This is a genomic window from Pseudovibrio sp. Ad26 (assembly GCF_001623285.1).
GTDB lineage: Bacteria > Pseudomonadota > Alphaproteobacteria > Rhizobiales > Stappiaceae > Pseudovibrio > Pseudovibrio ascidiaceicola.
In genome coordinates this window covers 305,758-329,066 of sequence record NZ_LMCE01000094.1, presented here as the reverse complement: position 1 = coordinate 329,066, position 23,309 = coordinate 305,758, and the positions used below count along the sequence as shown (strand labels likewise).

Sequence of the window (23,309 nt, the reverse complement as noted above, 5' to 3'; positions counted from 1 at the left end):
ATGCCAGAGGCAACTAACTTAGTCAGATGCGTGAATTTTCTTTTTGCTTGCTTAACTCACGTCTCATCTCGGCCAATTCAACGTGAAGCGCGTCAAGCTTAGCCTCTAGAGCCTGTAAATCCTTAGTGTCCGTCTCTTTGTTCTCATTGATAAAAAGATTAGCAACGATTGTACCTGTCAAAGAGGCAAACATACCAACGCCAACGGTCATCAAAAAAGCTGCGATCACGCGACCTACGGGGGAGACAGGAAAGAAATCTCCATAGCCTACTGTTGTGATGGTAACGAAGGCCCACCAGATAGCATTTCTCAGGGTGAGAATATTTGCGCCTTCTGCGTTTTTCTCTACCTGAAGAACAGCAATTGCGGCAAGGATGACAATCAGGATGGAACTGATGAATACAAGAGTGAGAACGCTGTTTGTTCTCTTATTATAGATGTACCGTACAATGGTATGGGAAGCACGAATTGCGCGAATTATTCTGAAGAGCCTGATTACACGTCCGTATCGTAGAGGGTCTACCAATGGGATGCTCGAAACGAGGTCGATCCAGCCCCATTTCATAAAGTCAACTTTCCGTTCTGCTTTTATGAAGCGGATAAGAAAATCAATAAAGAAGATTCCGCAAATTGCAGTATCTGCGTAAATCAGAAGGGTAATGGTTTCTGCATCAAGGTGCATTGCATCCTGAATAAGAAGCGCAGCAATGACATAAATTGAGAGGATGACAATAAACAAATCAAAAAGATGAGGTGCCGTTTGCAAAGAACGTTGGTTCATTACAGAAAATACCTAAAGTTAAATTTGAACGCTATTCCATCGGGATTGAAAAAAACAATCCGATAGATTTGATGCTGATACTTCCTACTCAACACAATGACTTATGCAATTAATAGTTGCTAGTGTCTACAATGCACTAGCTAGCAAAGACTACCTGATCTTTCCAGATTTCTGGAAACTGGCGAACTTCTCGCTGTAGTCTGGATGCCAACGTGAAAGAGCTGGTCGATTTTCGATAATATCGCCAGCTGCCCAGGCGATCCTCAGCTTGTCGGTGTTGGAGTCCACAGCATTGTCCGGGCACAGAATGTAAAAGTCATCTTCCGCCATACGCTGAAGGAAGTAGTCGACCGTTTGCTCACTGGTCCATGCATCCGTAGGCTTCTCTGGATACTGAGCCATATTTATGCCCGTGTGAGTAAAGCCCGGTACAAAGAGATGCACTGAAATGGGTGCATTCGCCTCTCTAAGCTCATGGCTGAGTTGCTCACTAATGACTTTGATACCTGCCTTGGTCGTGTTGTAGGCAGGATTGCCGGGAGGGGTTGTGATCCCTTGTTTTGAGCCTGTGTTGATCACAACAGCCGGACGGTTTGCGTCCACCATGCGCGGCAGGAAAGCATGAACGCCGTGGATCACACCAAACAGATTTACCGAGATGAGCTTCCGCCAATTCTCCATCTCACCCCAGCTTGAAGATGGAATTTCAATCCCGGCATTGTTCATAAGAATTGCTACATCACCAGCCTCAAAGGCTTTGTCGGCCAACGTTTTCACCTGGCTCTCATCAGAGACATCCGTAGGAACACCAAACACGCTCGCAGAACTGGAAGCAACCGCGCGAACGTCTTTTACAGCTTGCTCAAGTCGCCGTCCGGGCAGATCCGCCAGAACTACGCCTAACCCCTGTTGGGCAAACCGAAGGGCAGATGCTTTGCCGACACCACTCGCTGCACCGGTAACGACTGCTAAACCACCGAGTTCAAGAGCTTCTTTAAACATTGTTATTCGCCTGATGACTGGAAGTTCTATTATGGAAGGAGACCTGCTCTTTCTACCCCACCTGTATGAGCTTTATTCATTAAGGGTTCATTGCAGCACAGATCGCAGGCCTCTGAGAGCCAGTCTGTCACGACCATCTGGCGCAGCAGGAGATTTTTAATTTTGGGGGAGGTGTTCGGGCAAAGCTGACTTGCCATCCGCCGATAGAGTCCAGCGAAGGTAAAGAGCATGAAAGCGAGAACAAAAGTCTCGCATTCATGCTGGGTTAAAAGCAGTCATCAACTGTGGGAGTGCCTATCGGTTGTCACTCAGCCGCTTTTTGCGGCTCGTAGCCAAGTTTGCCGTTGAGTTCGTGGATGAGGCCCTCAGCGGCCTCGGAGATCACAGTCCCTGGAGGGAAGATCGCGGATGCGCCAGACGCATAGAGCTCATCATAATCTTGAGGAGGCACAACGCCGCCTACAACGATCATGATGTCTTCGCGGTCTTCATCAGCCAGTGCCTTTTTCAGAGCGGGTACAAGGGTGAGGTGACCCGCGGCAAGGGAGGAAACGCCAACGATATGCACGTCGTTTTCAACCGCCTGACGGGCAGCTTCCTCAGGTGTGGCGAACAATGGTCCGATATCCACGTCAAAGCCAAGGTCAGCAAAGGCAGAGGCGATAACCTTCTGCCCACGGTCATGACCATCCTGCCCCATTTTAGCAACAAGAATACGCGGGCGGCGACCGTCGTTTTCTTCAAACGCCTCAACCAGTTGCTCAATTCTCGAGATGCTCTCAGACATTTCACCAACCTCGCGCTTATAAACGCCAGCAATGGACTTGATTTCAGCTTTGTGGCGGCCAAACGCGTTTTCCATTGCCAAAGACATTTCGCCAACAGATGCCTTCACACGAGCGGCTTTCACGCAAAGGTCCAGCAGGTTACCCTCACCAGAGCGTGCTGCGTCTTCAAGTGCTTTAAGCGCTGCCTGAGTATCCTCTTCGTTGCGCTCTTCGCGCAAACGATTCAGCTTCTCAATTTGCTTGGCACGAACCTCTTCGTTGTCCACTTTCAGAACTTCAAGCTCTTCTTCGCGATCAGGGCGGAACTTGTTCACGCCCACAACAGTCTGATGACCACTGTCGATACGGGCTTGTGTCTTTGCAGCGGCTTCCTCAATGCGAAGCTTCGGAATGCCTTTCTCAATGGCTTTCGCCATGCCGCCAAGGCTTTCAATCTCTTCGATATGCTTCAAGGCTTTCGCAGCCAGATCAGCGGTCAATCGCTCCACGTAATAAGAGCCACCCCATGGATCGATGGTTTTGGTGGTGCCGCTCTCCTGCTGCAGGAACAGCTGAGTATTACGGGCGATGCGGGCAGAGAAGTCAGTCGGCAACGCCAACGCTTCATCCAGAGCGTTGGTATGCAGAGACTGTGTATGCCCCTGTGTCGCTGCCATCGCTTCAACCGTTGTCCGGATAACGTTGTTGAACACATCCTGCGCCGTCAAAGACCAGCCAGAGGTCTGGGAGTGTGTTCGCAGTGACAAACTCTTTGGGTTCTTTGGCTGGAAGTTCTCCTGCATCAGCTTCGCCCAGATCAGGCGCGCTGCACGCAGTTTTGCAACTTCCATGAAGAAGTTCATACCAATCGCCCAGAAGAAGGACAGGCGCGGAGCAAAGGTATCAATATCCATGCCTGCAGCCACGCCAGCACGAGCATACTCAATGCCATCTGCAATGGTAAAGGCCAGCTCCAGATCAGCCGTCGCACCCGCTTCCTGCATATGATAACCGGAAATGGAGATCGAGTTGAACTTCGGCATATTCTCCGATGTATAGGCAAAAATGTCGGAGATGATGCGCATGGAAGGTACAGGCGGATAGATATAGGTATTCCGCACCATGAATTCTTTCAGAATGTCATTCTGAATGGTCCCGGAAAGCTTTTCAGAAGGCACACCTTGCTCTTCAGCAGCCACGACATAAAGGGCCATAACGGGCAAAACCGCACCGTTCATGGTCATGGACACACTCATCTTGTCCAGTGGAATGCCGGAGAAGAGCGTGCGCATGTCATAGATGGAGTCAATGGCAACACCCGCCATACCCACATCACCTGCAACACGTGGGTGATCACTGTCATAACCGCGGTGCGTTGCCAGATCGAACGCGATGGAAAGACCTTTTTGCCCAGCTGCCAGATTGCGACGATAAAAGGCGTTGGAATCTTCCGCAGTCGAGAACCCGGCATACTGGCGCACAGTCCATGGTTGCTGCACATACATGGTTGGGTATGGCCCGCGCATATATGGCGGCAAGCCTGGCCATGTGTTCAGGTGTGTCAGGCCATCAAGATCCTGAGGCCCATAAGCAGGCTTAACAGCAATACCTTCCGGCGTATTCCATGTGGCTTGTGCGTCAGTGGAGGCAGACACGGCGCAGTCTTTGTAATCAATCTGGGTGTAGTCAGGAAACAAGCTCATCAAATTGCCTCCACTTCATCAGCCAGCGAAACGCCAACCACTTCAAAACATGTCTTCAATTCAGCAAGCATATCACAGCCTTGGTATATGGTCCCATCAAGGCCATTCTCGGTCAGTTCAGGAAGAAGGTCCTTCGGACGCCCGGCCAGTGTAATGCGTTTCGCCCCAGCTGCTTTCAATTGTTTCAGAACAGTCACAGCCTGCTCTTCGTAAACCTTGTCAGAGGAGCACAAACACACAACCTTGGCATCGCTGATGCGGAAACAGGAGATCATGTCATCAAGGCTGTCAAATTGCTTGCCACCACCACTGACAAACCCGCCAGTTGCATAAAAGTTGCTGGCAAATGCTGCGCGGGCTGTATGCTGAGCAACCGGCCCAAGCGTTGCCAAAAAGACTTTCGGCGGGTTGCCCTGAGCTTCCTGGAAGGCCTCGGCTTTGTCGCGGAGACTCTCAAATGGTGCTGCCAGACGAGAAAGCTTCAGAGCCTGACAATCATTATCGCCCAATTGTTTGCGGCTGGCCTGAATGTCAACAAGACCAGCACCCTCAGTCAGGGCTTTGGCAACAGCCTCAATCAACTGCCCGTCTGCGCTTGGTTCTGGTAAGTCCATGCGTGTTGCAATCTCACCAATCTGGTCTGCATCTGCTTTCAGCACGTCAACATCAAGCTCGCCCAGGTTCGGGAAAGCGCTTGTGCCAGTCAGTGGATGACGCCCCGTCGCGACCAACTTGTCCTCTTCATGTCTGGCCGTCGTAACATCAGAATAGATCACGCCAGACGCCAGTGCCCCAAGCACGCCGCCTTCCTTCTCTATCTTCTGGAAGTACAACCATGCCGCATTGGCAAGGTCCTCAGTGCGCTCTTCAACCAAACCACTCCCGGCAGCAGGATCACTGACCTGCGCCAGATTGCTTTCTTCAATTAAAATGAGCTGGGTGTTACGGGCTATGCGCCGAGCAAATGCATTCGGCAAACCAAGAGGGCTTGTGAAGGGAAGAACGCTCACACTGTCAGCACCACCAATCCCGGCTGCAAATGCAGCAACTGTGGTGCGCAGCATATTTACCCAAGGATCGCGCTTGGTCATCATACGCCAGCTGGTTTCCATATGAAGATGGAGCGGTTGGGAGGGCAGCTGAGCAGCATTTAGCAAACGAGACCAGAGCTGGCGCATCGCACGCGCTTTGATGATGGTGCCGAACTGGTCAGCACTCGCACTTAGGCAGGCTGATACATGTCTTGGAAGATCCTCGGCAGACACACCGCCTTTTTCCAGCGTGCGCATATAATAGAGCAGGCTGGACAGGATGAGGCCAAGCTCTTGAACGCTGTTAGCGCCTGCATCGTGGTAGCAACGTCCATCGCTGCGCAAAAGGCTGCCCTGAAGGCCGTTGTTGCGGGCGTATCCCGCAAGATCCTGAGCACGCAGTTCGAGCCGCTCAAAGGAATTACGAACCCGCCCGGAGTTGACAAACACACTCAACGGATCGGAGACACCATGAACTGTCAGCTGGTTTGGCTCGATATCCAGACGCTTGCAGGCTTCAATGAGAAGCGCAAGTGTTGCGCTGCCCTCATAACCACATTCAAGACGAAAATCGATCAGGTCAGGTTTGACCCCCTCAAGGAGGTTCAGCATATCGTCTATACGCTGAACACTCAGCCCACCACTCAGAACACGTGGGGAGGCGGGAAGAACCAACTCAATGCTGTCTGCGCCTCCTTCAAGGTCTTCAAGCATCTGGGCGTTGGCCTCGGAAATGATGGGATGATCACTTCGCTGAACGATCTTCCAAGGGTGAGAGCACTCCCTCAATTGCAATGGAGCACTGTCCGTGCGCCCTTGGTATAATGGCTTGTTCTCAAGGCCACCGGCAATTGGTGTGTTTAAGGCATCCAGTGCCGCGCCTTTGAGGGCACGCAGAGCAGATGCTTCCCAGTCGCTGTGCGTCGCTTCTAGGAAATCGCTTGGAAAATCAATATTTTGCATGTCCATCCCATGTCCTTCTGATAACTTTATACGAAGGAACCTTTGATGGTTTCAAGCTATGCGTTAGGACGAGATTGGAAAACAACTGCCTCAAACACTGCGTAAATTGCAGAACTACTGATGTGACAATGGTTAGATAGTTTTCGCATTAGCTTAATTTATCCTAAACTTGTCGCAATTGACCCTAGGGCATGTAACGCTGTTACTATTGCCGAGAGCTAAGCAGTAGTTTCGTACTCTTACTATAGATATTTCGGAGTTTCTGCGAAATAGCTCCTAGTTAAACTGTTGGGGTAATGCGTTTCTGGGGCAACAGTGGGGCCACTATTTACAAGTACTCTGAATACTTGGAGGTCAGTTGATCTACCTCCGAAAATGAGAATGACGGTATTGCCGAGATTGCTGTAATAACAAGTGGTCTAAGAGTAATGCAAAATACAAGAGATGGTTACATCTTGTAGAAGCGAGGCAACTCAAAGAATTGCCAGCAAACTACAAAATACAGCGATTAACAGGCGTGCAATTTATTTTCTGAGCATGAGATACGGCAACTGTCATAACTCCGCGATGATGCAGTCCTGCGCTGAATAACCATTCAAAATGAAGAGTTTTCGAATTTACCTGCGCAAACCATCGGTTTGCGAAAGTTAGTTGGCATGCCTTCGGTATGTCAGGTGGGCAAGTGCGTCTTCAATCCAGCAGCACACGAGCGAGTGCCGAGCGGATAGAAACGGGAAGGCAGGGCAAATGAACGATACTTCAGATATCGAAGCAAAGGTAAAAGCGATTTCAGAAGCACGGGCAGCGAAACCGGTTCTGGATATTGTGGAGTCCTATTTAAGGCGATTGGGTGCGTCCCATATCCTGATCACAGGTCTACCTATGCCAAACAGAACAATTGACAGTTTGGTTCATAGGTTCAGATGGCCTGATGAAAGAAACGGCGGAGTCGAGCGGACAACGCTGAGTGCTGGTGACAGTGCGTTGATGTTGGGACTATCCGGCAATCGCCCGGTGGTCTGGTCCGTATCCAGCACGGACACTGGCAACTCCGAGCTCTTTGCAGCAATTGGTGAAGGTGCACGAGTCATGGTGATCCCGGTAGATGCTCTTCATCCGTTCCAGGCAATGGTGGTTGGTGCAGGGCATCAGATCGCCGCTGAACCTTATGATCTGGCATCGCTGGAAATTGTATGCTCGGCAGCATTCCGGCGCTTGTTCGAGCTGGGCGTGATCTCTGATCAAAGACCGGGAGATTTGTCAGCACGCGAACGCCGTGTTCTGGAATTGACCGCGCTAGGCAAGACGGCTCATGAGATCGCGGAACTTCTGGAGATTTCACAAAGAACGGTTCATGCGCACCTGCAAAACGCAAGTGCCAAGCTCAATGCATCAAATAAGACCCACACGGTGGTTGAAGCATTGCGCTACGGACAGATCAAAATCTGACCAAAACGTTCTCTCAGAACTGGTGAAAAGCAGGCTCATTTTAAATGCGTCTGCTTTTTGCGTGAGCGAATTATATGGAGAGGCTATGATCTGAGTTACACCACGAAAGTCCCAAGACACCTATGTTATTTCTGCAAGTCCGGGTACACGAGCAACGATTTCATCTGTCATTTTTGGACCGACTTTTTCGCGAGTATATTGAACGGTTTCTTTCGCAACCTGCTGAATTTCTTCAACCGAGAGTCCAAGGCTGGTCATCTCATTCAAGGCAGCCAATACGCCAACACTGGCATTCATTTTGCTGGCAAGACCGCCCAGAAGCCCTTTGTTCTCAGTGGCTTCATCAATAGCAAGAAAGCCCTCGGCAGCAGGGAAGGCCTCCAGCAAAGCTTCGACTTCTTCTTTACTGCTGTTTTTGGCAATGAAGTTCAGCATGATCCCAACAGCAGGTTGAGCCTTCGCAGGATCCAGCCCGGTTCTTTCGGTAATGCGATCAACAAGTACGTGCATTGTAATCTCCTGTCCCCTAATGAATCTAATATAGTGATCATCGGGTGCAATGTTAGAGACAACGGAACAGGCGCAGGGCAACTCTGTGTTACCATCCCTTAAAAATCAGGCCTGGTCTCGCGTGTTTCCTTCAAATTCCGCATCGCATGGCCTCTTATGTGCCTTCGTTGTACAAAGTATCGCTCACGCACCTTAAAAGAGTTTAACCGACCTGTTTAAACAGTGCATCGGAATTACAAGTGGTTACCAAGGCAAAGCCGTAGCTTTGGCTTTGAAAATTATGTTAGAGCTTCTAACAGCCTCATATCTACGCAATGACCTGCGTCCTATCCCATCCTACAGGTGATAAACACGAGCCTGCACTACAAAGGAATGAACCATGTCGAATCTCGACAAAGTCCTTGATCGTATTGACCAAAATCTGGATCAAAGTCTCGATCGGTTGTTTGACCTCCTGCGCATCAAAAGCATTTCTACCGACCCTGAATATAAGGGTGATTGCCGCGAAGCAGCGGAGTGGATGGCCAGAGAACTGACAGCAATTGGCATTCCTTCAAAGGTCAGAGACACCACTGGCCACCCAATGGTTGTTGGTCATCGCGTCGCTGATGGAAAGCCGGGTCCACACGTTCTGTTTTATGGTCACTACGACGTGCAGCCAGTTGATCCGATTGAACTTTGGAATGCTGATCCGTTTGACCCGCAGGTTGTTACCCGTGAAGACGGCTCTAAAATGATCGTCGCTCGTGGGGCAAATGATGACAAAGGCCAGTTGATGACCTTTGTTGAAGCTGTCCGCGCGTGGGTTGAAGAATCTGGTGATGTTCCGATCAACATCTCTGTTCTGCTCGAAGGTGAGGAAGAAAGCGGTTCTCCATCCCTTCAGCCATTCCTGGATGCAAACAAAGAAGAGCTGTCTAAAGATCTGGCACTCGTTTGTGATACCTCCATGTGGGACAAAGATACTCCTGCAATCTCCGTCATGCTGCGTGGTTTGGTTGGTGAAGAAATCACCCTGAAGGGCCCAAGCAAAGACCTTCACTCTGGTATGTATGGGGGCGCAGCACGCAACCCGCTTCACGTTCTTTCTGATATGGTCGCTGGTCTGCGTGACGAAAACGGGCGCATCACGCTTCCTGGCTTCTACGATGGCGTTTTGGAACTGCCAGAAGACGTCAAGAAAATGTGGGATAATCTCGGCTTTTCTACTGAGGAGTTCCTTGGTGGCATCGGCCTAAAAGATCTTGGGGGCGAGAAAGACCGCTCTGGCCTGGAGCAGATCTGGGCACGCCCAACCTGTGAGGTAAATGGCTTGTGGGGTGGGTATACCGGTGCGGGCTTCAAAACAGTTATCCCTGCAGAAGCACATGCAAAAATCTCCTTCCGTCTGGTGGGTGATCAGGACCCTGAGAAAATCAGAGAGGCATTCCACTCTTACCTCAAGTCCAAAACACCAGCTGACTTTGAGTTGGAACTGCATCCTCATGGTGGTGATCGTGCGCTGCGCATGGACTTTGATGCACCCGCTCTGGCCAAAGGCCGCGCTGCGCTCTCTGCTGAATGGGACAAGCCTGCGGCTTTGGTTGGCTGCGGTGGTTCCATTCCGATTGTTGGTAGCTTCAAACGTACGCTTGACATGGATAGCCTGCTGATCGGCTTCGGTCTGGATGAAGACCAGATCCACTCACCAAACGAAAAGTACGAGCTGAAGAGCTTTCACAAAGGCATCCGTTCCTGGGCGCGTGTTCTGGAAGAGCTGGCGAAGTAATCAGTCATTGAAAATTTCTGGCTCTGGATTGCTTAGTGCAGAGCCAGCATCTTTGAATTGAAGTTGTATTTTGGGCTCAGCCGACTGGAGAATTGAAATGGCATCTATCTGCGTGTTTTGCGGATCATCAATCGGGAAACGTCCGGAATATGAAGCTGCTGCCCGCGTTTTGGGCACCGAAATTGCAAAGCGCGGCAATCGTCTCGTTTATGGGGGGGCTGAGGTCGGGTTGATGGGTGTCGTTGCAAATGCAGCGCTGGAAGCCGGCGGAGAAGTTGTTGGCGTATTACCAGAAGCACTTGCAGCAAAAGAACTGGCGCACAGAACTCTAACGGACCTACACATTGTCGGCTCTATGCACGAGCGTAAAGCGATGATGGCTGATCTGTCTGATGCGTTTGTGGCACTGCCAGGTGGCATCGGCACCATGGAAGAGCTCTTTGAGGTTTGGACATGGGGACAGCTCGGCTACCACAACAAGCCATGCGGCCTTTACAATGCGAACGGTTTTTACGGTCGCATGCTGGCATTTCTGGACTTCATGGAAGAAGAAGCGTTCATGAAGAAAGCACACCGTGACATGCTGTTGGTTGGTGACAATCCGACCCAGCTACTGGACCAGATTGAAAACTATCAGGCGCCGATCGGCCATAAATGGATCACACGCGCCGAAACTTGATAGCTTACTGCTCTGCAGGACTGATTATCTCCTGATTAAAGCATGTTGCGTGAATGCATATGACTGCAACGTGCTTTAATCTTGCAAATATCGAGGAAGGCGGGAAGGTTCGTTTGTCAGGTAAAGCGCGCCCAGCAAAAAAATGAAGCCGGTAGCTTGTCCGATACCTAAAGGCTCTGCAAAGACCCAATACCCTGTCAGGATTGCCAATCCAAACTCAATGAAGCCGGTGGTGTACGCTGTCTTTCTACCAGATTTGTCTGAGCTTCCATAGGCAAGTAAAAGCTGCGGCAACAATCCTGCAATCAGTGCCAGCCCAAGAATTGGAAGGGTACTCGGCATGGAACCTGCACTGTCCCAAACCTTGAGTTCGATAAGCGCAAACGGAAAAGCGGTCAAAATCGCTCCGGCAAAAATGCAAGCGGCAATGGATAACGAGGGTAGGTAACTCGGGGTTCTTCGGCTGACCATCTGCAATCCGCCATAACACAAAGGCCCAACCAACCCGATTGCAACGGCGACAAAATCCACATCAGGCAATGGTGTTGAAGCAATGATGATCAGCAGTGCTCCAAACACCAGTCCAAGCGTGAGTTTGTCACTGCCTCTCAACTTTTCACCGCCAATAGCTCTCAGAATCACCAGAAGTGCGGGATAGGAGAAAAATAGGCTGGCAGCCAGATAGATCGGCAAAACGCTCAGAGCATAAAAATAGCTCCATGCGCCAAGTCCCATTATCATACCGAACAGCACATAATGTCGGCTGCTTGGGCCGGACTTAAGCGCTTGTGGCAGGTAGGGAGCAAGCAACACTGCTGGCAGAATATAGCGCAAGAGAACTGCTGCGCCAGGTGAGATTCCGGCAGCAAAGCCGATCTTTGCAAAGTAGGGGATGCTTCCAAAACAGGCAGCACCCAAACCCAACGCAATCAGGCCCACAAACCTGTGGCCTTTGCCTCCACTATTAAATCCATGAAACATGAAGTCTAAGTAACGCCGATTGCTTCTACTCTGAAATAGGTTCTGGCCTCAAAGCCGCCACAAATATGAAACCTGCACGGGCTAAGAGCAAGTTTATTCGCTGAGCCAGCCGAGTTCGAGCTCAGATGGCCACAGAAAACACACCTGCAAAGAGGTTTATGCCAATTCAAGGTCAGGTGTACTCAAGGTTCAACCCAGTGCAGGAAGTCCGCTCAGGTCTTTCAAAACAGCAGATGGCGCCAGGTCTGTATATTCATCTGGCATCTGAGAGCGATTGATCCAGACCGTCCGCATACCGTACTTTGTTGCACCTGCGATATCCCAGCGGTTGCTGGACTGGAATGAAATCGCTTCCGGATACATACGGAAATGAGTGGTCACAAGATCATAAACATCTGGATGCGGCTTGTAGGTTTGCACCGGATCAACCGAGAAGACTTCGTCAAAGGAATCCGTGATACCAGCGTTCTTGAGGGCACCATCCATCATCTTCATTGGAGCGTTTGACAGGATCGCGAGCTTGGAACCACGTTCACGCAGATCTTTCAGAAGTTGAGGAACTTCCGGATAGCAATCCAGTTCCCAGTAAGCGGCCAACAGCTCATCGCGGGCGCTTCTGTTTGCTTCTGGTACAAGCGCAAATGCAGTGTCCAGAGCTTGAACTGTCAGCTCCCAGAAATCTACATACTGCCCCATAAGGGAACGAACCCAGGAGTACTCCAGCTGCTTCTCACGCCAGATGGATGAGAGTTTTTTGCCTTCAGGACCCACGGCACCCATGTGTTTTCTGGCGGCAGCATGCACGTCAAAAAGAGTTCCATAGGCATCAAAAACATAAACTGAGTGGCTCATCTCTGCTCTCCGGCTTTGCACCAAGCGTCAAGATTGGCAAATTCCAACACCTCTAAGAAAGCCATGTCATGCGTGTTCGTCAAGGCATGGTAAATACGTGCTCCCTATGCTTTGGGCGCAAAAATTTAACAATTGTCCCAGGAAACCAACATTTGACTCCAAAATTGCTGGTATGCGCACAAAACACGGCCAGAATCTTTAGCCAGCTCTCACGAAGGTTGCGGCAATCTCAAAAGTCTTCAAAACACGATTGCGTTAAAACTGTGCAAAAGAACAAAGAAGAAGCGTCAGGCCTGTAAACTACACGTAAGTCACAAGTCGCAATGTAATTGCGTTTTCTCACCATTTATGTAGGTGCAGTGATATTTAGTTGCGTTTCAAAGCTGAATTAACTGCGGGATATAACTTTGAGCCTGTTCGTGTTGGGCATGATGACCGCTCCTTGATGCTTTATCTTCTTTGTCGAGAGTATGGTTGACCCCATTTGAATTCTCAGGTCGACTGACAAAATATAATTGGGCGGGGCCTTTCAGGCTCATAAGCCGACTTTTGAGGAGAGATTAATTATGGCCGAAATGTCGAAGACTCGGACATGGGTTGAAGGCAAATGGTACGAGGGCAATCCACCACTGATCGGTCCGCGTACGCATTCTTTTTGGTTGGGTTCGAACGTATTTGATGGTGCCCGTGGATTTGAAGGCGTTATGCCTGATCTTGATTTGCATTGTGAACGTCTGAACCGGTCTGCCGTAAACCTTGGTATGAAACCAACCATGCGCTTTGAAGAGATGGTTGAGCTTGCGACAGAAGGCATGACCAAGTTTGAAGCAGACGAAGCAGTTTACATCCGTCCGATGTATTGGGCTGAACACGATGGTCCTGGTATTATTGACGGTGACCCGGAATCAACTCGCTTCTGCATGTGCCTGTTTGAAGCTCCAATGCCCCCCAAAGGTGCATCCAACAGCCTGACACTGTCTCCGTTCCGCCGGCCAACAATGGAGTCTATGCCAGTTAATGCTAAAGCTGGCTGCTTGTATCCAAACAATGCGCGTGCATCGCGTGAAGCAAAGTCTCGTGGCTTTGACAATGCAATCATGCTGGATGCTCTGGGCAATGTTGCGGAGCTGACCTCAGCTAACATTTTCATGGTCAAGGATGGTGAGGTGCTCACCCCTTACTGGAATGGCACCTTCCTGAATGGCATCACCCGTCAACGTATTATCAAACTGCTGAGCAGTGCGGGTTATAACGTGCATGAAACAACACTGACCTTTAAAGACTTCCTCGAGGCTGATGAGATCTTCTCAACCGGTAACTACGGCAAGGTGGTTCCTGTCCACAAACTGGAAGACCGCACAATGGACCATGGTCCTGTTGCTGCCAAAGCAAGAGAACTCTATTGGGAGTTTGCGCACGCCAAAGTGGCTGCATAATCTCAAGAACTAGCAAATTACGAAGGGAGGCCGTTGCCTCCCTTTTTTATGCCGGTGTGAAACGCTTGATTGTGAGTAACGCGGCAAGAATGAGAGCACCAGCAGCGACTAGCGAGGCCAGCAAGAAGTCGCCGTTCAGCTCATATAGGTAACCGGCAAAGCTCGGGCCAAACATCTGGCCTAAACCAAAGGCAGCGGTCATCAGACCGACGATCTGGCGAGGGTTAGAACTTGCAAGACGACGGGCCTCAACAAGTCCGATCGATGTAATGCCAACAAACGTACCACCCAACAAGATCGCAGCCGCGGAGAGCCCGGCAATAGTTGGCATCAGTACACTTAAAGCTACGCCAATGGCTTCGAGTGTGCAGGCAACTGCAATTGCCCGGCCATATCCAATACGGACTGCGAGCTTCTCCCAAAAGAAGACGGAAGGGATGATAGCAAGTCCAACCAGCAGCCAGCCAAGAGATTGCATTGGCGCCAGCTCAGGCGTCGAACTAGCCAATGCGCCGAGGAATGTGGCGGTGATGACGTAGCCAAAACCGAAGCAGCCGTAAGCAAAGATCAAGCGCCACGCACTCAGGTTCAGTGGCTTGGCCGTAGCCTCTGCTTGGATGGCATGCGAAGCTGATTGAAGATGAAGCTCTTTTCGTGGAGGCAAAAGAAACGGCACGCACAATGAGAGTAGAAGACTGAGCGCACCGCTTGCGACCCAAAGCTGAGATGAACTTTCCAAGCTTGTACCAAGCCATTCAATCATAAGGGACGAACCGGCTATGCCTATGCCTACCCCAGTGAAATGGATCGGAAAGAAATGAAGGCTGCGGGTCTCTGCTAGCCGTTGCATGACTATATTTGCGACCAATACAAATGCATAAGCGCTTGCCAGCCCAGCTAGAAAGCGAATGACAACGAACCAGTAAGCGCCAAGGCTAAACGCCATGAGAAAGGTGACTACGGTGCTCGTGATTAACGCGATCATGAAGATACGATAGGGACCGCCGGGCAGGGGAGCGCGAGCTGCCAGCAATGCTCCAAGCAGATAACCAAGATAATTGGAGGAGGCGATAAAACCTGCGCTGACTTCGTTTAATGTACCGTCTTGCAACATGAACGGCAAAACCGGTGTATAGACAAATCTTCCGATACCCATGACTGCAGCCATAGCAAGGCACCCGCCCACCGCAGAAAGGACTGCAAACTGGTCTTTTTCGGGCGTAGTGGATGTTTTCATGAGTTTTTCGGAGGCATCTGTCACAAATTGATTCCTTATAAGCCGCAGAAAACAGCCATTAATGTGACCTCACAGCTCCTATAATTTCCAACTTAGAAGTTCTACTTACAAAAAAACAAGAAAAATATTTGCAAATTATGCTCTTCACCCGTTGCTCATACGGAAAAACATCACTATTTTGCACCATGAGTTGCAGCGCTGATCGGTTGTAAAACCGAAAAGTACTGCGCCTAAACTTTCCTTTCCCATGGAGGTAAACCATGTCTTTCGCTCTTGAAGACCTGCCATACGCATACGACGCTCTGGCCCCTTATATGTCTGCTGAAACTCTCGAGTTCCACCATGACAAACACCATATGGCTTACGTAACCAACGGCAACAAGCTGCTCGAAGGTTCAGGTCTTGAAGGTAAAAGCCTTGAAGAGATCGTTAAAGAAAGCTACGGCACCAATGCAGGCCTGTTCAACAACGCTGGTCAGCACCTTAACCACCTGCACTTCTGGAAATGGATGAAGCCAAATGGCGGCGGTTCTTCCCTGCCAGGCGTTTTGGCTAAGAAGTTTGACGAAGACCTCGGTGGCTTCGACAAGTTCCGCGCTGACTTCATCAACGCTGGTGTAACTCAGTTTGGTTCCGGTTGGGCATGGCTCGCTCTTAAAGATGGCAAGCTCGTAGTGATGAAAACACCTAACGGTGAAAACCCAATCGTACACGGCGCAACCCCAATTCTTGGCTGCGACGTATGGGAACACTCCTACTACATCGACTACCGCAACGCGCGTCCTAAGTACCTGGAAGCGTTCGTTGATAACCTGATCAACTGGGAATACGTGGAAGAGCTGTACTCTGAAGCTGTTTAATCCCAAAGACAGATTATAATCAAGGCGGCCTCGTGCCGCCTTTTTTGTCTCGATGGCTTTGATTTTTTAAATTGTCACTATTGACAGTTAATTAATTGGAGCCTATCTCTACTCGTGTCCGATGAGTGAAAGCACATACCCATGCCGCGTCCAAGTGTTCAATCCGCCAGACTGAATGAAATCGTTGAAGCTGCTGCAAAATGCGTTGCTCAATATGGTTTGGAAGGTGTGACGCTGGATCGCATTGCTGATGAAACCGGACTGAAACGACCGCTTATCCGGCATCACGCCGGTAATCGGGAAGAGATAATAAACGCTGTTGTAACCCATGTTCTGTCAGGCTTTAGTGAGCTAACGACAATGTTCGCAAACGCTTTGCCAGCAAAACGTGGTTCCTACGCTGCCGTTGACCATCTGTTTGATGATCGTGGCCACTCTGATCCAGCTGAGATGATGGTATTCCAATCCATCGTCGCAGCAGCAGACAGGTTTCCTGCTGAGGCAGAAGCTCTTCTGAAATGGGTTGGTGATTTTACAGCAGTTGTCGTCGAGGCAATTAAACGAGACTTTCTTGAAGTGGAGAGTGAAGCTGCCGAAACCGTTGCCCATGGCATCGTAGCGCTCTACTTCAACGTTGATTCCTTGGCTCCCCTCAAGCCGCCACATGCGTGGAGGCGTTATGCAAAAAATGCAGCATTGCTGCTGTTGAGGTCCTTGGAAGATAATGCAGGTAGTCAAAGAGCTCCTTAGAAAGATAATCAGCTACGGCAAGTGGCGAACCATTTTTGCTCTGATCCTGATTGCCGCCTCGCTTTATTACGGCTGGCAATGGGTTTGGGGTGCGCTTTTCCTCCTTTGGACATTTAGAGCGTGGCGGAGCCAGTCCGTCTATGTTGTCGAAACTCTCACACGTGGTGATAACCCGTTCCTGTTCTGGATCACGATCATCCTGTGGGCGACGCTTTCGCTCTACCTCATCCTCGCAGACTTGATAATGAAGCTAGGAGGCGTTCCCCATGTCTACTCATAGCAACGGTATGCCCGTTCTGCCCAAAGAGGCCTACACTTCGCAAGAGTGGTTTGATCGAGAGCAGGCCCAAATTTTCTCCAAAACCTGGTCGCTCGCAGGCTTTCGGGAAGACATCACTGAACCGGGCCAATACATCTCCGTTCAGGCTGGCCTGAACAATATCTTCATCGTAATGGGTCGTGACCATCGCTTGCGTGCGTTTCACAACATCTGCCGCCACAGAGGCACTCAGCTTCTGCGGGCTGAAGGCAAAACGCAAAAGGCGATCACATGCCCTTATCATGACTGGACTTATGACCTTGAAGGCAATCTGATTTCTGTCCCGGAACAGGAAAAAGAGTTCCCAGATATCGATCTGTCCTGCAATGGTTTGAAAAAAGCATCTGTCGATATCTGGCGTGGAATGCTCTGGGTGCACCCAGATGAGAATGCTCCATCCATCATCAATTGGTTTGGAGAGGTAGAGCCATATCTTGCACCATATGATCCAGCCGGATTAATTGAGACGGAAGAGGGCTACTCAAAGCACGAGATCAAGGCCAACTGGAAGATCATTGTCGAGAATTACATCGACGGATATCATCTTGCACACCTGCATTCTCATACGCTCAACATGTATGACCACTCGAAGATTGAGTGCGAGTTCATCGGCCCGCACTTCGCCTTCTGGGAGCCTCTTGCAGATTTCTATGCTGCTGAGGTGGAGAAAGTCACACCAATGCCGCTCATTCCGGGCATCCCAAAAGATAAAATGGGGGCCTGGGTGCCAATGTTGTTCCCCGGGATTGGATTGGGTGAATCTGAAAACTCATGGTCCACCTTCCATATAACGCCAATTGCCCCGGACAGATCCATGGTTGAGATACGGACACGTGTAGCAAATGAATCCACTTGGGCCTTCACAAAAGCGGCCATGGCATCAGCCTCCTTCTGGGATAAGCATCTGGGCGCAAAATACAACGAAGACCCAAAAGTAGATCCAATGTCGTCTGGCGACTTTATGCAGGAAGATATCTATGCCTGTGAGCAGCAGCAGAAGTCCCTGCAAAGCCCATACTTCGAGCACGGTCCATCCTCCAAGCACGGTGAAAAGCCCGTTCGCGATCATCAGCGTGTCGTGGCTGAATGGGTGGAGCGTAAACCGTGAGAAATATCACTTATTCACTGAGGGTTTCAGAGGTTATCTCTGAAGCAAAGCATGCGAAAACTATCAGGTTTGACGTCCCTGCAGAGCTGAAGGAGGAGTTTCTCTGGAAGCCAGGACAGCACATCACCATTGAGCTGGATGTAAATGGTGAGAAGGTACGTCGTCCCTTCACGATTTCAGCGGCCCCCAGTCGCGGCAAAGCGCTACAGATCACAGTCAAACCCAATCCAGATGGCCTTGTCTCCAGATATCTTTGCTCAAAGGTGAAGGCAGGTCAGCAGCTAAATGTGATGCCACCCTTCGGAGGTTTCACGCTTGAGCCTCAGAAAGACCAGCAAAGAACGCTCTACTTCTTTGCTGGTGGAAGTGGAATTACACCGGCTGCAGCCATGATTGAAGCAGCATTGGACAAAGAGCCACGTTCGAAACTGTTCTTGCTATATGCGAACCGGACAGCTGATGACATCATCTTTAAGGAACAACTGGAGCAATTGGTAGAGCGCTTCTCATCTCAGCTGGAAGTCAGACATATTCTATCAAAACCGTCCATGTGGTCTATGTTTTCACCCTGGAAATCTGGCCGGATAACCAAAGACGTAACCGTGGAGTATTTGTCCGAATGCCGCCCGGTTGCTCAGAATACGCAATACTTTATTTGCGGTCCTGGCACCTTGAACGCAGATGTGCGCAAGGCTCTTCAAAACTGCGATGTTCCGACAGATCGTATCCATGCAGAGAGTTTTGGTGGAAGCCTTGAAACGCAAAAAGAAGTGTCCAGCGTACCAGCTCTGCTGAAGCTCGATTATTACGGCGAAGCCATCGAGCTGGAAGTTGCAAAGGGACAGTCGGTCATGAATGCTGTCCGGGCAGCGGGCTTGGAGCCACCTTACTCCTGCCAGTCAGGAATCTGCGGAGCGTGCCGGGCGCAGATCAAGAGCGGCGCGGTAAACATGCAGGCCAGAATGGCTTTGGAAGACTCTGAAGTCGCCAAAGGGGCTATTCTGACCTGCCAATCCTATGCAAAAACCGCAGAACTATCGATCAGCTTTAAGTAATTCAAGATCCGAACAGCTTGGCGAAGAAGCCCTTTTCATACCCAAGCTGACACCGGGATGTAATGATCTGATCTAAAACTCCGTTCATGAGATAGAGGAACGCTTCGCACTCATTCTGAGTTGTGAAGCAAGCCTCTGTCGAAACGTTGTAGGGCTGATTATCACTCAGGACGCGCCCGCCAACATTTGCTTGCCATATATTGGTTGCGCCGTGTTCTGCAGTCGCAATGGAACAATCATACTGAGTGCCTCTCACACGCGGCATAATCGGCCCAGTACGAGGTATGAGCTGTCGTTCCAGATAATTGGTGCTTGGTGGTTGACTGCAGCTTACAAGAAAAAGAGACGCTGCTGCAAAGCAGGCGAGTGGGGCAATTGTCTTCATTTACTCAACGCTTTCGGGCCTTATCGGCCTCTTCTGTCAAAGTTATTTTTAAAACCAGCCAAAAAGACCTTTGTAATATCCGTGCTGGCAGCTGGCACTGCGCGTAAGTTCCAAATACCCACGCATGAAATTCAGATAAGCCTGACACTTCTTCATTGTACGGAAGCAGGCAACGCTGGAGATATTGCGGCTGGGATCGCTGAAATATCCGGTCACAAACGCCTGATAAACATTCTCTGCCCCATCCTCTTTCACTCTGATCCGACAATCATACTGCGACCCATAAATCCGCGGCGCCGACCGCAAGTCATTCGGGATCAGATGATTAAACGGATAAAGCTTATTGTTGACCTGAGCGGCTGTGGGCGCAGGCAGCATGATGGTAAGAAGCAAGATAACCAGAATGGCACGCACAGGATGTTCCAGACTTTTTTGTTGTTTATGTCTTTAACATTGAGCGCCAAGAGGAGTTAAAGCTCCTCATTCGACCAAACAATCTTAGTCCTATGTTGGTTCCAGTATTCTTAACGGAGTTTTTGAACTGAGAATAAGGTTAAGGTAAACTTGCAGCTATATTAAATAGAAAAGGCGCCGTTTGAGGCGCCTTTTTGAAATTGCTCTTTGAGGGTTGGTTAGGCCTTGCCAGTTTGTTTCAAAGCAAAGGCATAGACCAATGCGACCTCTTTCAGGCGGTCAAAGCGGCCTGATGCGCCGCCGTGTCCAGCATCCATGTTGGTGCGCAACATCACTAGACTATCGTTACTCTTCTTCTCACGCAGTGTCGCAACCCATTTGGCTGGTTCCCAATAGGTAACGCGCGGATCTGTCAGGCCTCCAAGTGCGAAGATCGCCGGGTAGTCTTTCGCTTCCACGTTATCAATAGGAGAATAGGACGCGATGTACCCATACGCGCTCTTATCACGGATCGGATCACCCCATTCTGGCCATTCAATCGGGGTGAGCGGTAAGGTATCGTCCAGCATTGTGGTAAGTACGTCCACGAATGGAACTTCAGCAATCATCGCTGCAAAAGCCTCTGGTGCCATGTTTGCGCATGCGCCCATCAACATGCCACCAGCTGAGCCTCCATGGGCTACGATCCTGTCATGAGCGGTGAAGCCTTCGCTGGCCAGGAACTTTGAGGCTGCGATGAAGTCATAAAAGGTGTTCTTCTTGAACTCACGACGCCCGTTCTTGTACCATGCATAGCCTTTGTCTTTGCCGCCACGAATGTGCGCAATCGCATAAACAAAACCACGATCAACCAGCGACAGAGCATTGGTGGAGAAGCTTGCAGGAATTGAAATACCGTAGGACCCATAACCGTAGAGCAGGCATGGGGCGCTACCATCAAGAACTGTCGAGCGTTTGTAGAGTAAGGAAACCGGAACCAGAGTGCTATCATGGGAAGGAGCCATCAAACGGCGCGTAATATATTCCGATGCATCGTGACCAGATGGCACTTCCTGTCGCTTGCGGAGCACTCTATCACGCGTAGCAAGGTCATAATCGTAAACCTCGCTTGGTGTTGTCATGGAAGAATACGTGAACCGGATAGTTGTGGTGTTGTACTCAAACCCTGCAGCGATACCGAGGCTATAGGCTTCTTCATCAAATTCAATGCTATGTGAAATGCCATCAATGAAACGATGGACGACAATGCGCGGTAAGCCATCAACGCGCTCAAGCCACACCATGTAGTCCTTGTAAACATCGTGCGATAGGATCAGGCGACCAGGTTTGTGGGCAATCAGATCAACCCAGTGAGACTTTCCCGGAAGGGCAAGTTGAGCGACAAGTGGCACACTGATAATTTTGAAGTCTTCAGCTTCACCAGCATTTGTCAGGATCAGTAGACGATCACCGTTGTCTTCTACGGAATATTCCACGCCTGTCTCGCGTTTGGCAACCAATGTGGGAGCTGCCAAAGGTTCATCTGTCGGGATGAGCCAGACTTCGGTGGTTTCATGGTCACCAGAACCAACACAAATGAAGCGTCCGGACTGTGTTCTGCCAAGCCCCACGAAGAAGCTTGTGTCCTGTTCTTCATATACAAGAACGTCTTCAGACGGAGCTGTACCAAGCTTGTGGCGGAAGAGCTTGGAAGGACGATGGTTTGCGTCTACCTGAACATAAAACAGATACTGACCATCCGTAGACCAAACGCCACCAGCACCCGTGTCTGGAATGGTGTCCTCCAGATCCTGTCCTGTTGTCGTGTCACGCACTTTCAAAGTGTAGTATTCAGACCCTTTGTCATCGTAGGCCCAGGCCAGATATCTATGGTCATCGCTGTGAGATGCGCCGCCAAATTTGAAATATGCTTTGCCGTCTGCTTCAAGGTCGCCATCAACAAGAGTTACGGGGTCACTACCGTCCCGCTTGCTGCGCACAAATTTGGGATGTTGGCCACCTTCAACAAACTTGGTGGCATAGGCGTATTCACCATCAGGAGCAGGGACAGAACTGTCATCTTCTTTGATGCGGCCCTTAAGCTCTGCAAAGAGTGCCTTCTGCAGCTCTTCGGTGTCTTCCATCTCGTTTTCGGTATAAGCATTTTCTGCTTCAAGATAGGTGCGGATCTCAGCATCAAGCAGAGTGGGATCTCGCATAACCTCCTGCCAATTGTCTGCGCGCAGCCAGGCATAAGGCTCGTTGCGAGTAAAACCATGATGGCTGGTTTCATGAGTGCGCATCTGGGCGCGAGGTGGAGCTGACTTTTTCATTATACCTGACTGAGTTTGCGCTGATCACTTTGAGATCTGATTTCTGTTGTTCAGCATTTTAATCGGGAACGGACATAAAGCCAGTTCCCGATTAAAACTTATCCCTGAGAAGATATGCGCTCTATCGAAGGTATAAATTTGAAGTCAAAGCTTTTTACACCGATAATTTTTATGCTCATATGTCTTTCGAAGAGAGCAGATAATATTATTTCAATGTAGTTGGAGTTGTTCTTCCACAGCTTCAAAACGTCGCTCTTTTGCTTCGCGATAACACCTATCTTAGCTTTGATCAAAACTACGTGTCAGGTGTGAATGTCATCGAAGTACCATTCATGCAGTAGCGAAGTCCTGTTGGTGGTGGGCCGTCAGGGAAAACGTGTCCGAGATGTCCTCCACAACTTGCGCAGCAAATCTCCGTACGCACCATGCCAAGAGTAGCGTCTTTATGTTCCGTCACCGCATCGGGTGAGACCGCTTCAAAGAAACTTGGCCAACCGCAACCTGCATCAAATTTTGTATCTGATTTGAATAGCTTAGAGCCACACGCAGTGCAGCTGTAGGTGCCAGTTTCAAAGGTGTTCCAGTAGGGGCCAGTGAAGGCGCGTTCGGTACCTTTTTCCCTAAGGATACGATATTGCTCTGGAGTCAGTTGTTCCCGCCATTCCGACTCGGTCATGTCCTTAGGTGATTTTTTGTTAAACATGATAGAAATCCTTATTCAACGGGCTCAATGGTAGGGCCATGTTAAGTTTACCAAGACATAAACAAACAGCCAATGTCTAAAAGGCAAGTTACAATTAGGTGAGGTTAGAGTTTATTGAAACCTGACAAAACTAGAATGTGATGAACTTGCCCTGCTTGGGTGGGCAGATTATGTCTTTGGAGTGGTCGGGGGAGCGTGTTTGGCAAATTCGACTCGGTCTTATAGGTTAACCACACTAATTAAT

At 49.9% G+C, this 23,309-nt stretch carries 21 protein-coding genes; 9 read left to right on the top strand and 12 right to left on the bottom strand.

Translation table 11 applies throughout. From position 1 onward, the window contains the following. Window positions 1-22 precede the first annotated feature (22 nt). From PsAD26_RS21265 to PsAD26_RS21250, 4 genes are all read right to left on the bottom strand, one after another. A complete protein-coding gene (locus PsAD26_RS21265; protein WP_084403763.1) occupies window positions 23-781 on the bottom strand; it encodes an ion transporter in 759 nt (252 codons plus the stop codon). Between the two features lie 150 nt (window positions 782-931). Then, entirely contained in the window at window positions 932-1,783 is an 852-nt protein-coding gene (locus tag PsAD26_RS21260; protein WP_063312007.1) for an SDR family NAD(P)-dependent oxidoreductase, read from the bottom strand. 304 nt (window positions 1,784-2,087) lie between these two features. Continuing rightward, window positions 2,088-4,253 carry a methylmalonyl-CoA mutase gene (scpA, locus tag PsAD26_RS21255; RefSeq protein ID WP_063312006.1) on the bottom strand — a complete coding sequence of 722 codons (2,166 nt, stop codon included), beginning with the start codon at window positions 4,251-4,253 and terminating at the stop codon, window positions 2,088-2,090. Then, window positions 4,253-6,247 carry a methylmalonyl-CoA mutase family protein gene (locus PsAD26_RS21250; RefSeq protein WP_208985790.1) on the bottom strand — a complete coding sequence of 665 codons (1,995 nt, stop codon included), beginning with the start codon at window positions 6,245-6,247 and terminating at the stop codon, window positions 4,253-4,255. Before PsAD26_RS21250 ends, scpA begins: the two co-directional genes overlap by 1 nt. Window positions 6,248-6,994: 747 nt before the next feature. Between PsAD26_RS21250 and PsAD26_RS30260 the strand changes: the two genes are divergently transcribed. Continuing rightward, window positions 6,995-7,696, top strand: a complete 702-nt coding sequence (locus tag PsAD26_RS30260; protein ID WP_057465853.1) for a LuxR C-terminal-related transcriptional regulator — start codon at window positions 6,995-6,997, stop codon at window positions 7,694-7,696. A gap of 120 nt (window positions 7,697-7,816) precedes the next feature. Here PsAD26_RS30260 and PsAD26_RS21240 read toward each other — a convergent pair whose 3' ends face one another. Beyond that, on the bottom strand, window positions 7,817-8,206 hold the full coding sequence (locus PsAD26_RS21240; protein ID WP_084403762.1) for a DUF2780 domain-containing protein: 390 nt from the start codon (window positions 8,204-8,206) through the stop codon (window positions 7,817-7,819). A gap of 379 nt (window positions 8,207-8,585) precedes the next feature. Here PsAD26_RS21240 and PsAD26_RS21235 point away from each other — a divergent pair, with 379 nt between their 5' ends. Both PsAD26_RS21235 and PsAD26_RS21230 read left to right on the top strand, forming a co-directional pair. Next, window positions 8,586-9,974 carry a dipeptidase gene (locus PsAD26_RS21235; RefSeq protein ID WP_063312004.1) on the top strand — a complete coding sequence of 463 codons (1,389 nt, stop codon included), beginning with the start codon at window positions 8,586-8,588 and terminating at the stop codon, window positions 9,972-9,974. Between the two features lie 97 nt (window positions 9,975-10,071). Then, window positions 10,072-10,653, top strand: coding sequence for a TIGR00730 family Rossman fold protein (locus tag PsAD26_RS21230; RefSeq protein WP_063312003.1), 582 nt, complete (start codon window positions 10,072-10,074; stop codon window positions 10,651-10,653). A gap of 75 nt (window positions 10,654-10,728) precedes the next feature. Here PsAD26_RS21230 and PsAD26_RS21225 read toward each other — a convergent pair whose 3' ends face one another. Both PsAD26_RS21225 and PsAD26_RS21220 read right to left on the bottom strand, forming a co-directional pair. Beyond that, on the bottom strand, window positions 10,729-11,634 hold the full coding sequence (locus PsAD26_RS21225; RefSeq protein WP_063312002.1) for a DMT family transporter: 906 nt from the start codon (window positions 11,632-11,634) through the stop codon (window positions 10,729-10,731). Between the two features lie 189 nt (window positions 11,635-11,823). Then, entirely contained in the window at window positions 11,824-12,486 is a 663-nt protein-coding gene (locus PsAD26_RS21220; RefSeq protein WP_063312001.1) for a haloacid dehalogenase type II, read from the bottom strand. A 566-nt stretch (window positions 12,487-13,052) separates the two neighbouring features. Between PsAD26_RS21220 and PsAD26_RS21215 the strand changes: the two genes are divergently transcribed. Beyond that, window positions 13,053-13,922 (top strand): branched-chain amino acid aminotransferase, encoded by an 870-nt coding sequence (locus PsAD26_RS21215; protein WP_063312000.1) that lies wholly within the window; start codon window positions 13,053-13,055, stop codon window positions 13,920-13,922. Window positions 13,923-13,968: 46 nt separating this feature from the next. Here PsAD26_RS21215 and PsAD26_RS21210 read toward each other — a convergent pair whose 3' ends face one another. After that, window positions 13,969-15,183 (bottom strand): YbfB/YjiJ family MFS transporter, encoded by a 1,215-nt coding sequence (locus tag PsAD26_RS21210; protein WP_063311999.1) that lies wholly within the window; start codon window positions 15,181-15,183, stop codon window positions 13,969-13,971. A 236-nt stretch (window positions 15,184-15,419) separates the two neighbouring features. On the opposite strand from PsAD26_RS21210, the gene PsAD26_RS21205 reads away from it, so the two are divergent. The 5 genes from PsAD26_RS21205 (at window position 15,420) to PsAD26_RS21185 (ending at window position 19,251) form a co-directional block, all read left to right on the top strand. Then, on the top strand, window positions 15,420-16,019 hold the full coding sequence (locus PsAD26_RS21205; RefSeq protein ID WP_063311998.1) for a superoxide dismutase: 600 nt from the start codon (window positions 15,420-15,422) through the stop codon (window positions 16,017-16,019). A 141-nt stretch (window positions 16,020-16,160) separates the two neighbouring features. Beyond that, window positions 16,161-16,769 carry a TetR family transcriptional regulator gene (locus PsAD26_RS21200; protein WP_063311997.1) on the top strand — a complete coding sequence of 203 codons (609 nt, stop codon included), beginning with the start codon at window positions 16,161-16,163 and terminating at the stop codon, window positions 16,767-16,769. Further along, window positions 16,744-17,049, top strand: a complete 306-nt coding sequence (locus tag PsAD26_RS21195; protein WP_063311996.1) for a hypothetical protein — start codon at window positions 16,744-16,746, stop codon at window positions 17,047-17,049. The genes PsAD26_RS21200 and PsAD26_RS21195 overlap by 26 nt, the downstream gene beginning before the upstream one ends. Next, window positions 17,036-18,196 (top strand): aromatic ring-hydroxylating dioxygenase subunit alpha, encoded by a 1,161-nt coding sequence (locus PsAD26_RS21190; RefSeq protein WP_084403761.1) that lies wholly within the window; start codon window positions 17,036-17,038, stop codon window positions 18,194-18,196. Before PsAD26_RS21195 ends, PsAD26_RS21190 begins: the two co-directional genes overlap by 14 nt. Beyond that, window positions 18,193-19,251 (top strand): ferredoxin--NADP reductase, encoded by a 1,059-nt coding sequence (locus tag PsAD26_RS21185; protein WP_063311995.1) that lies wholly within the window; start codon window positions 18,193-18,195, stop codon window positions 19,249-19,251. Before PsAD26_RS21190 ends, PsAD26_RS21185 begins: the two co-directional genes overlap by 4 nt. 1 nt (window position 19,252) lies before the next feature. Here the strand turns inward: PsAD26_RS21185 and PsAD26_RS21180 are convergent, their stop codons facing one another. The 4 genes from PsAD26_RS21180 to msrB all read right to left on the bottom strand — a co-directional run bounded on the left by PsAD26_RS21180 (window position 19,253) and on the right by msrB (window position 23,065). Then, on the bottom strand, window positions 19,253-19,636 hold the full coding sequence (locus PsAD26_RS21180; RefSeq protein WP_063311994.1) for a hypothetical protein: 384 nt from the start codon (window positions 19,634-19,636) through the stop codon (window positions 19,253-19,255). A gap of 48 nt (window positions 19,637-19,684) precedes the next feature. Next, window positions 19,685-20,050, bottom strand: a complete 366-nt coding sequence (locus PsAD26_RS30050; RefSeq protein ID WP_208860516.1) for a hypothetical protein — start codon at window positions 20,048-20,050, stop codon at window positions 19,685-19,687. Window positions 20,051-20,268: 218 nt separating this feature from the next. Next, window positions 20,269-22,362, bottom strand: coding sequence for a S9 family peptidase (locus PsAD26_RS21170; protein WP_063311993.1), 2,094 nt, complete (start codon window positions 22,360-22,362; stop codon window positions 20,269-20,271). Window positions 22,363-22,657: 295 nt separating this feature from the next. Continuing rightward, the gene (msrB, locus tag PsAD26_RS21160; RefSeq protein ID WP_063293251.1) at window positions 22,658-23,065 is read right to left on the bottom strand and encodes a peptide-methionine (R)-S-oxide reductase MsrB; all 408 of its coding nucleotides are present in this window, start codon (window positions 23,063-23,065) and stop codon (window positions 22,658-22,660) included. Window positions 23,066-23,309: the final 244 nt, after the last annotated feature.

Bases quoted from the DNA above. Each gene is read 5' to 3' on its own strand.
- PsAD26_RS21265 (WP_084403763.1), bottom strand. From the start codon at position 781: ATGAACCAACGTTCTTTGCAAACGGCACCTCATCTTTTTGATTTGTTT.
- PsAD26_RS21260 (WP_063312007.1), bottom strand. From the start codon at position 1,783: ATGTTTAAAGAAGCTCTTGAACTCGGTGGTTTAGCAGTCGTTACCGGT.
- scpA (WP_063312006.1), bottom strand. From the start codon at position 4,253: ATGAGCTTGTTTCCTGACTACACCCAGATTGATTACAAAGACTGCGCC.
- PsAD26_RS21250 (WP_208985790.1), bottom strand. From the start codon at position 6,247: ATGCAAAATATTGATTTTCCAAGCGATTTCCTAGAAGCGACGCACAGC.
- PsAD26_RS30260 (WP_057465853.1), top strand. From the start codon at position 6,995: ATGAACGATACTTCAGATATCGAAGCAAAGGTAAAAGCGATTTCAGAA.
- PsAD26_RS21240 (WP_084403762.1), bottom strand. From the start codon at position 8,206: ATGCACGTACTTGTTGATCGCATTACCGAAAGAACCGGGCTGGATCCT.
- PsAD26_RS21235 (WP_063312004.1), top strand. From the start codon at position 8,586: ATGTCGAATCTCGACAAAGTCCTTGATCGTATTGACCAAAATCTGGAT.
- PsAD26_RS21230 (WP_063312003.1), top strand. From the start codon at position 10,072: ATGGCATCTATCTGCGTGTTTTGCGGATCATCAATCGGGAAACGTCCG.
- PsAD26_RS21225 (WP_063312002.1), bottom strand. From the start codon at position 11,634: ATGTTTCATGGATTTAATAGTGGAGGCAAAGGCCACAGGTTTGTGGGC.
- PsAD26_RS21220 (WP_063312001.1), bottom strand. From the start codon at position 12,486: ATGAGCCACTCAGTTTATGTTTTTGATGCCTATGGAACTCTTTTTGAC.
- PsAD26_RS21215 (WP_063312000.1), top strand. From the start codon at position 13,053: ATGGCCGAAATGTCGAAGACTCGGACATGGGTTGAAGGCAAATGGTAC.
- PsAD26_RS21205 (WP_063311998.1), top strand. From the start codon at position 15,420: ATGTCTTTCGCTCTTGAAGACCTGCCATACGCATACGACGCTCTGGCC.
- PsAD26_RS21200 (WP_063311997.1), top strand. From the start codon at position 16,161: ATGCCGCGTCCAAGTGTTCAATCCGCCAGACTGAATGAAATCGTTGAA.
- PsAD26_RS21195 (WP_063311996.1), top strand. From the start codon at position 16,744: ATGCAGGTAGTCAAAGAGCTCCTTAGAAAGATAATCAGCTACGGCAAG.
- PsAD26_RS21190 (WP_084403761.1), top strand. From the start codon at position 17,036: ATGTCTACTCATAGCAACGGTATGCCCGTTCTGCCCAAAGAGGCCTAC.
- PsAD26_RS21180 (WP_063311994.1), bottom strand. From the start codon at position 19,636: ATGAAGACAATTGCCCCACTCGCCTGCTTTGCAGCAGCGTCTCTTTTT.
- PsAD26_RS21170 (WP_063311993.1), bottom strand. From the start codon at position 22,362: ATGAAAAAGTCAGCTCCACCTCGCGCCCAGATGCGCACTCATGAAACC.
- msrB (WP_063293251.1), bottom strand. From the start codon at position 23,065: ATGTTTAACAAAAAATCACCTAAGGACATGACCGAGTCGGAATGGCGG.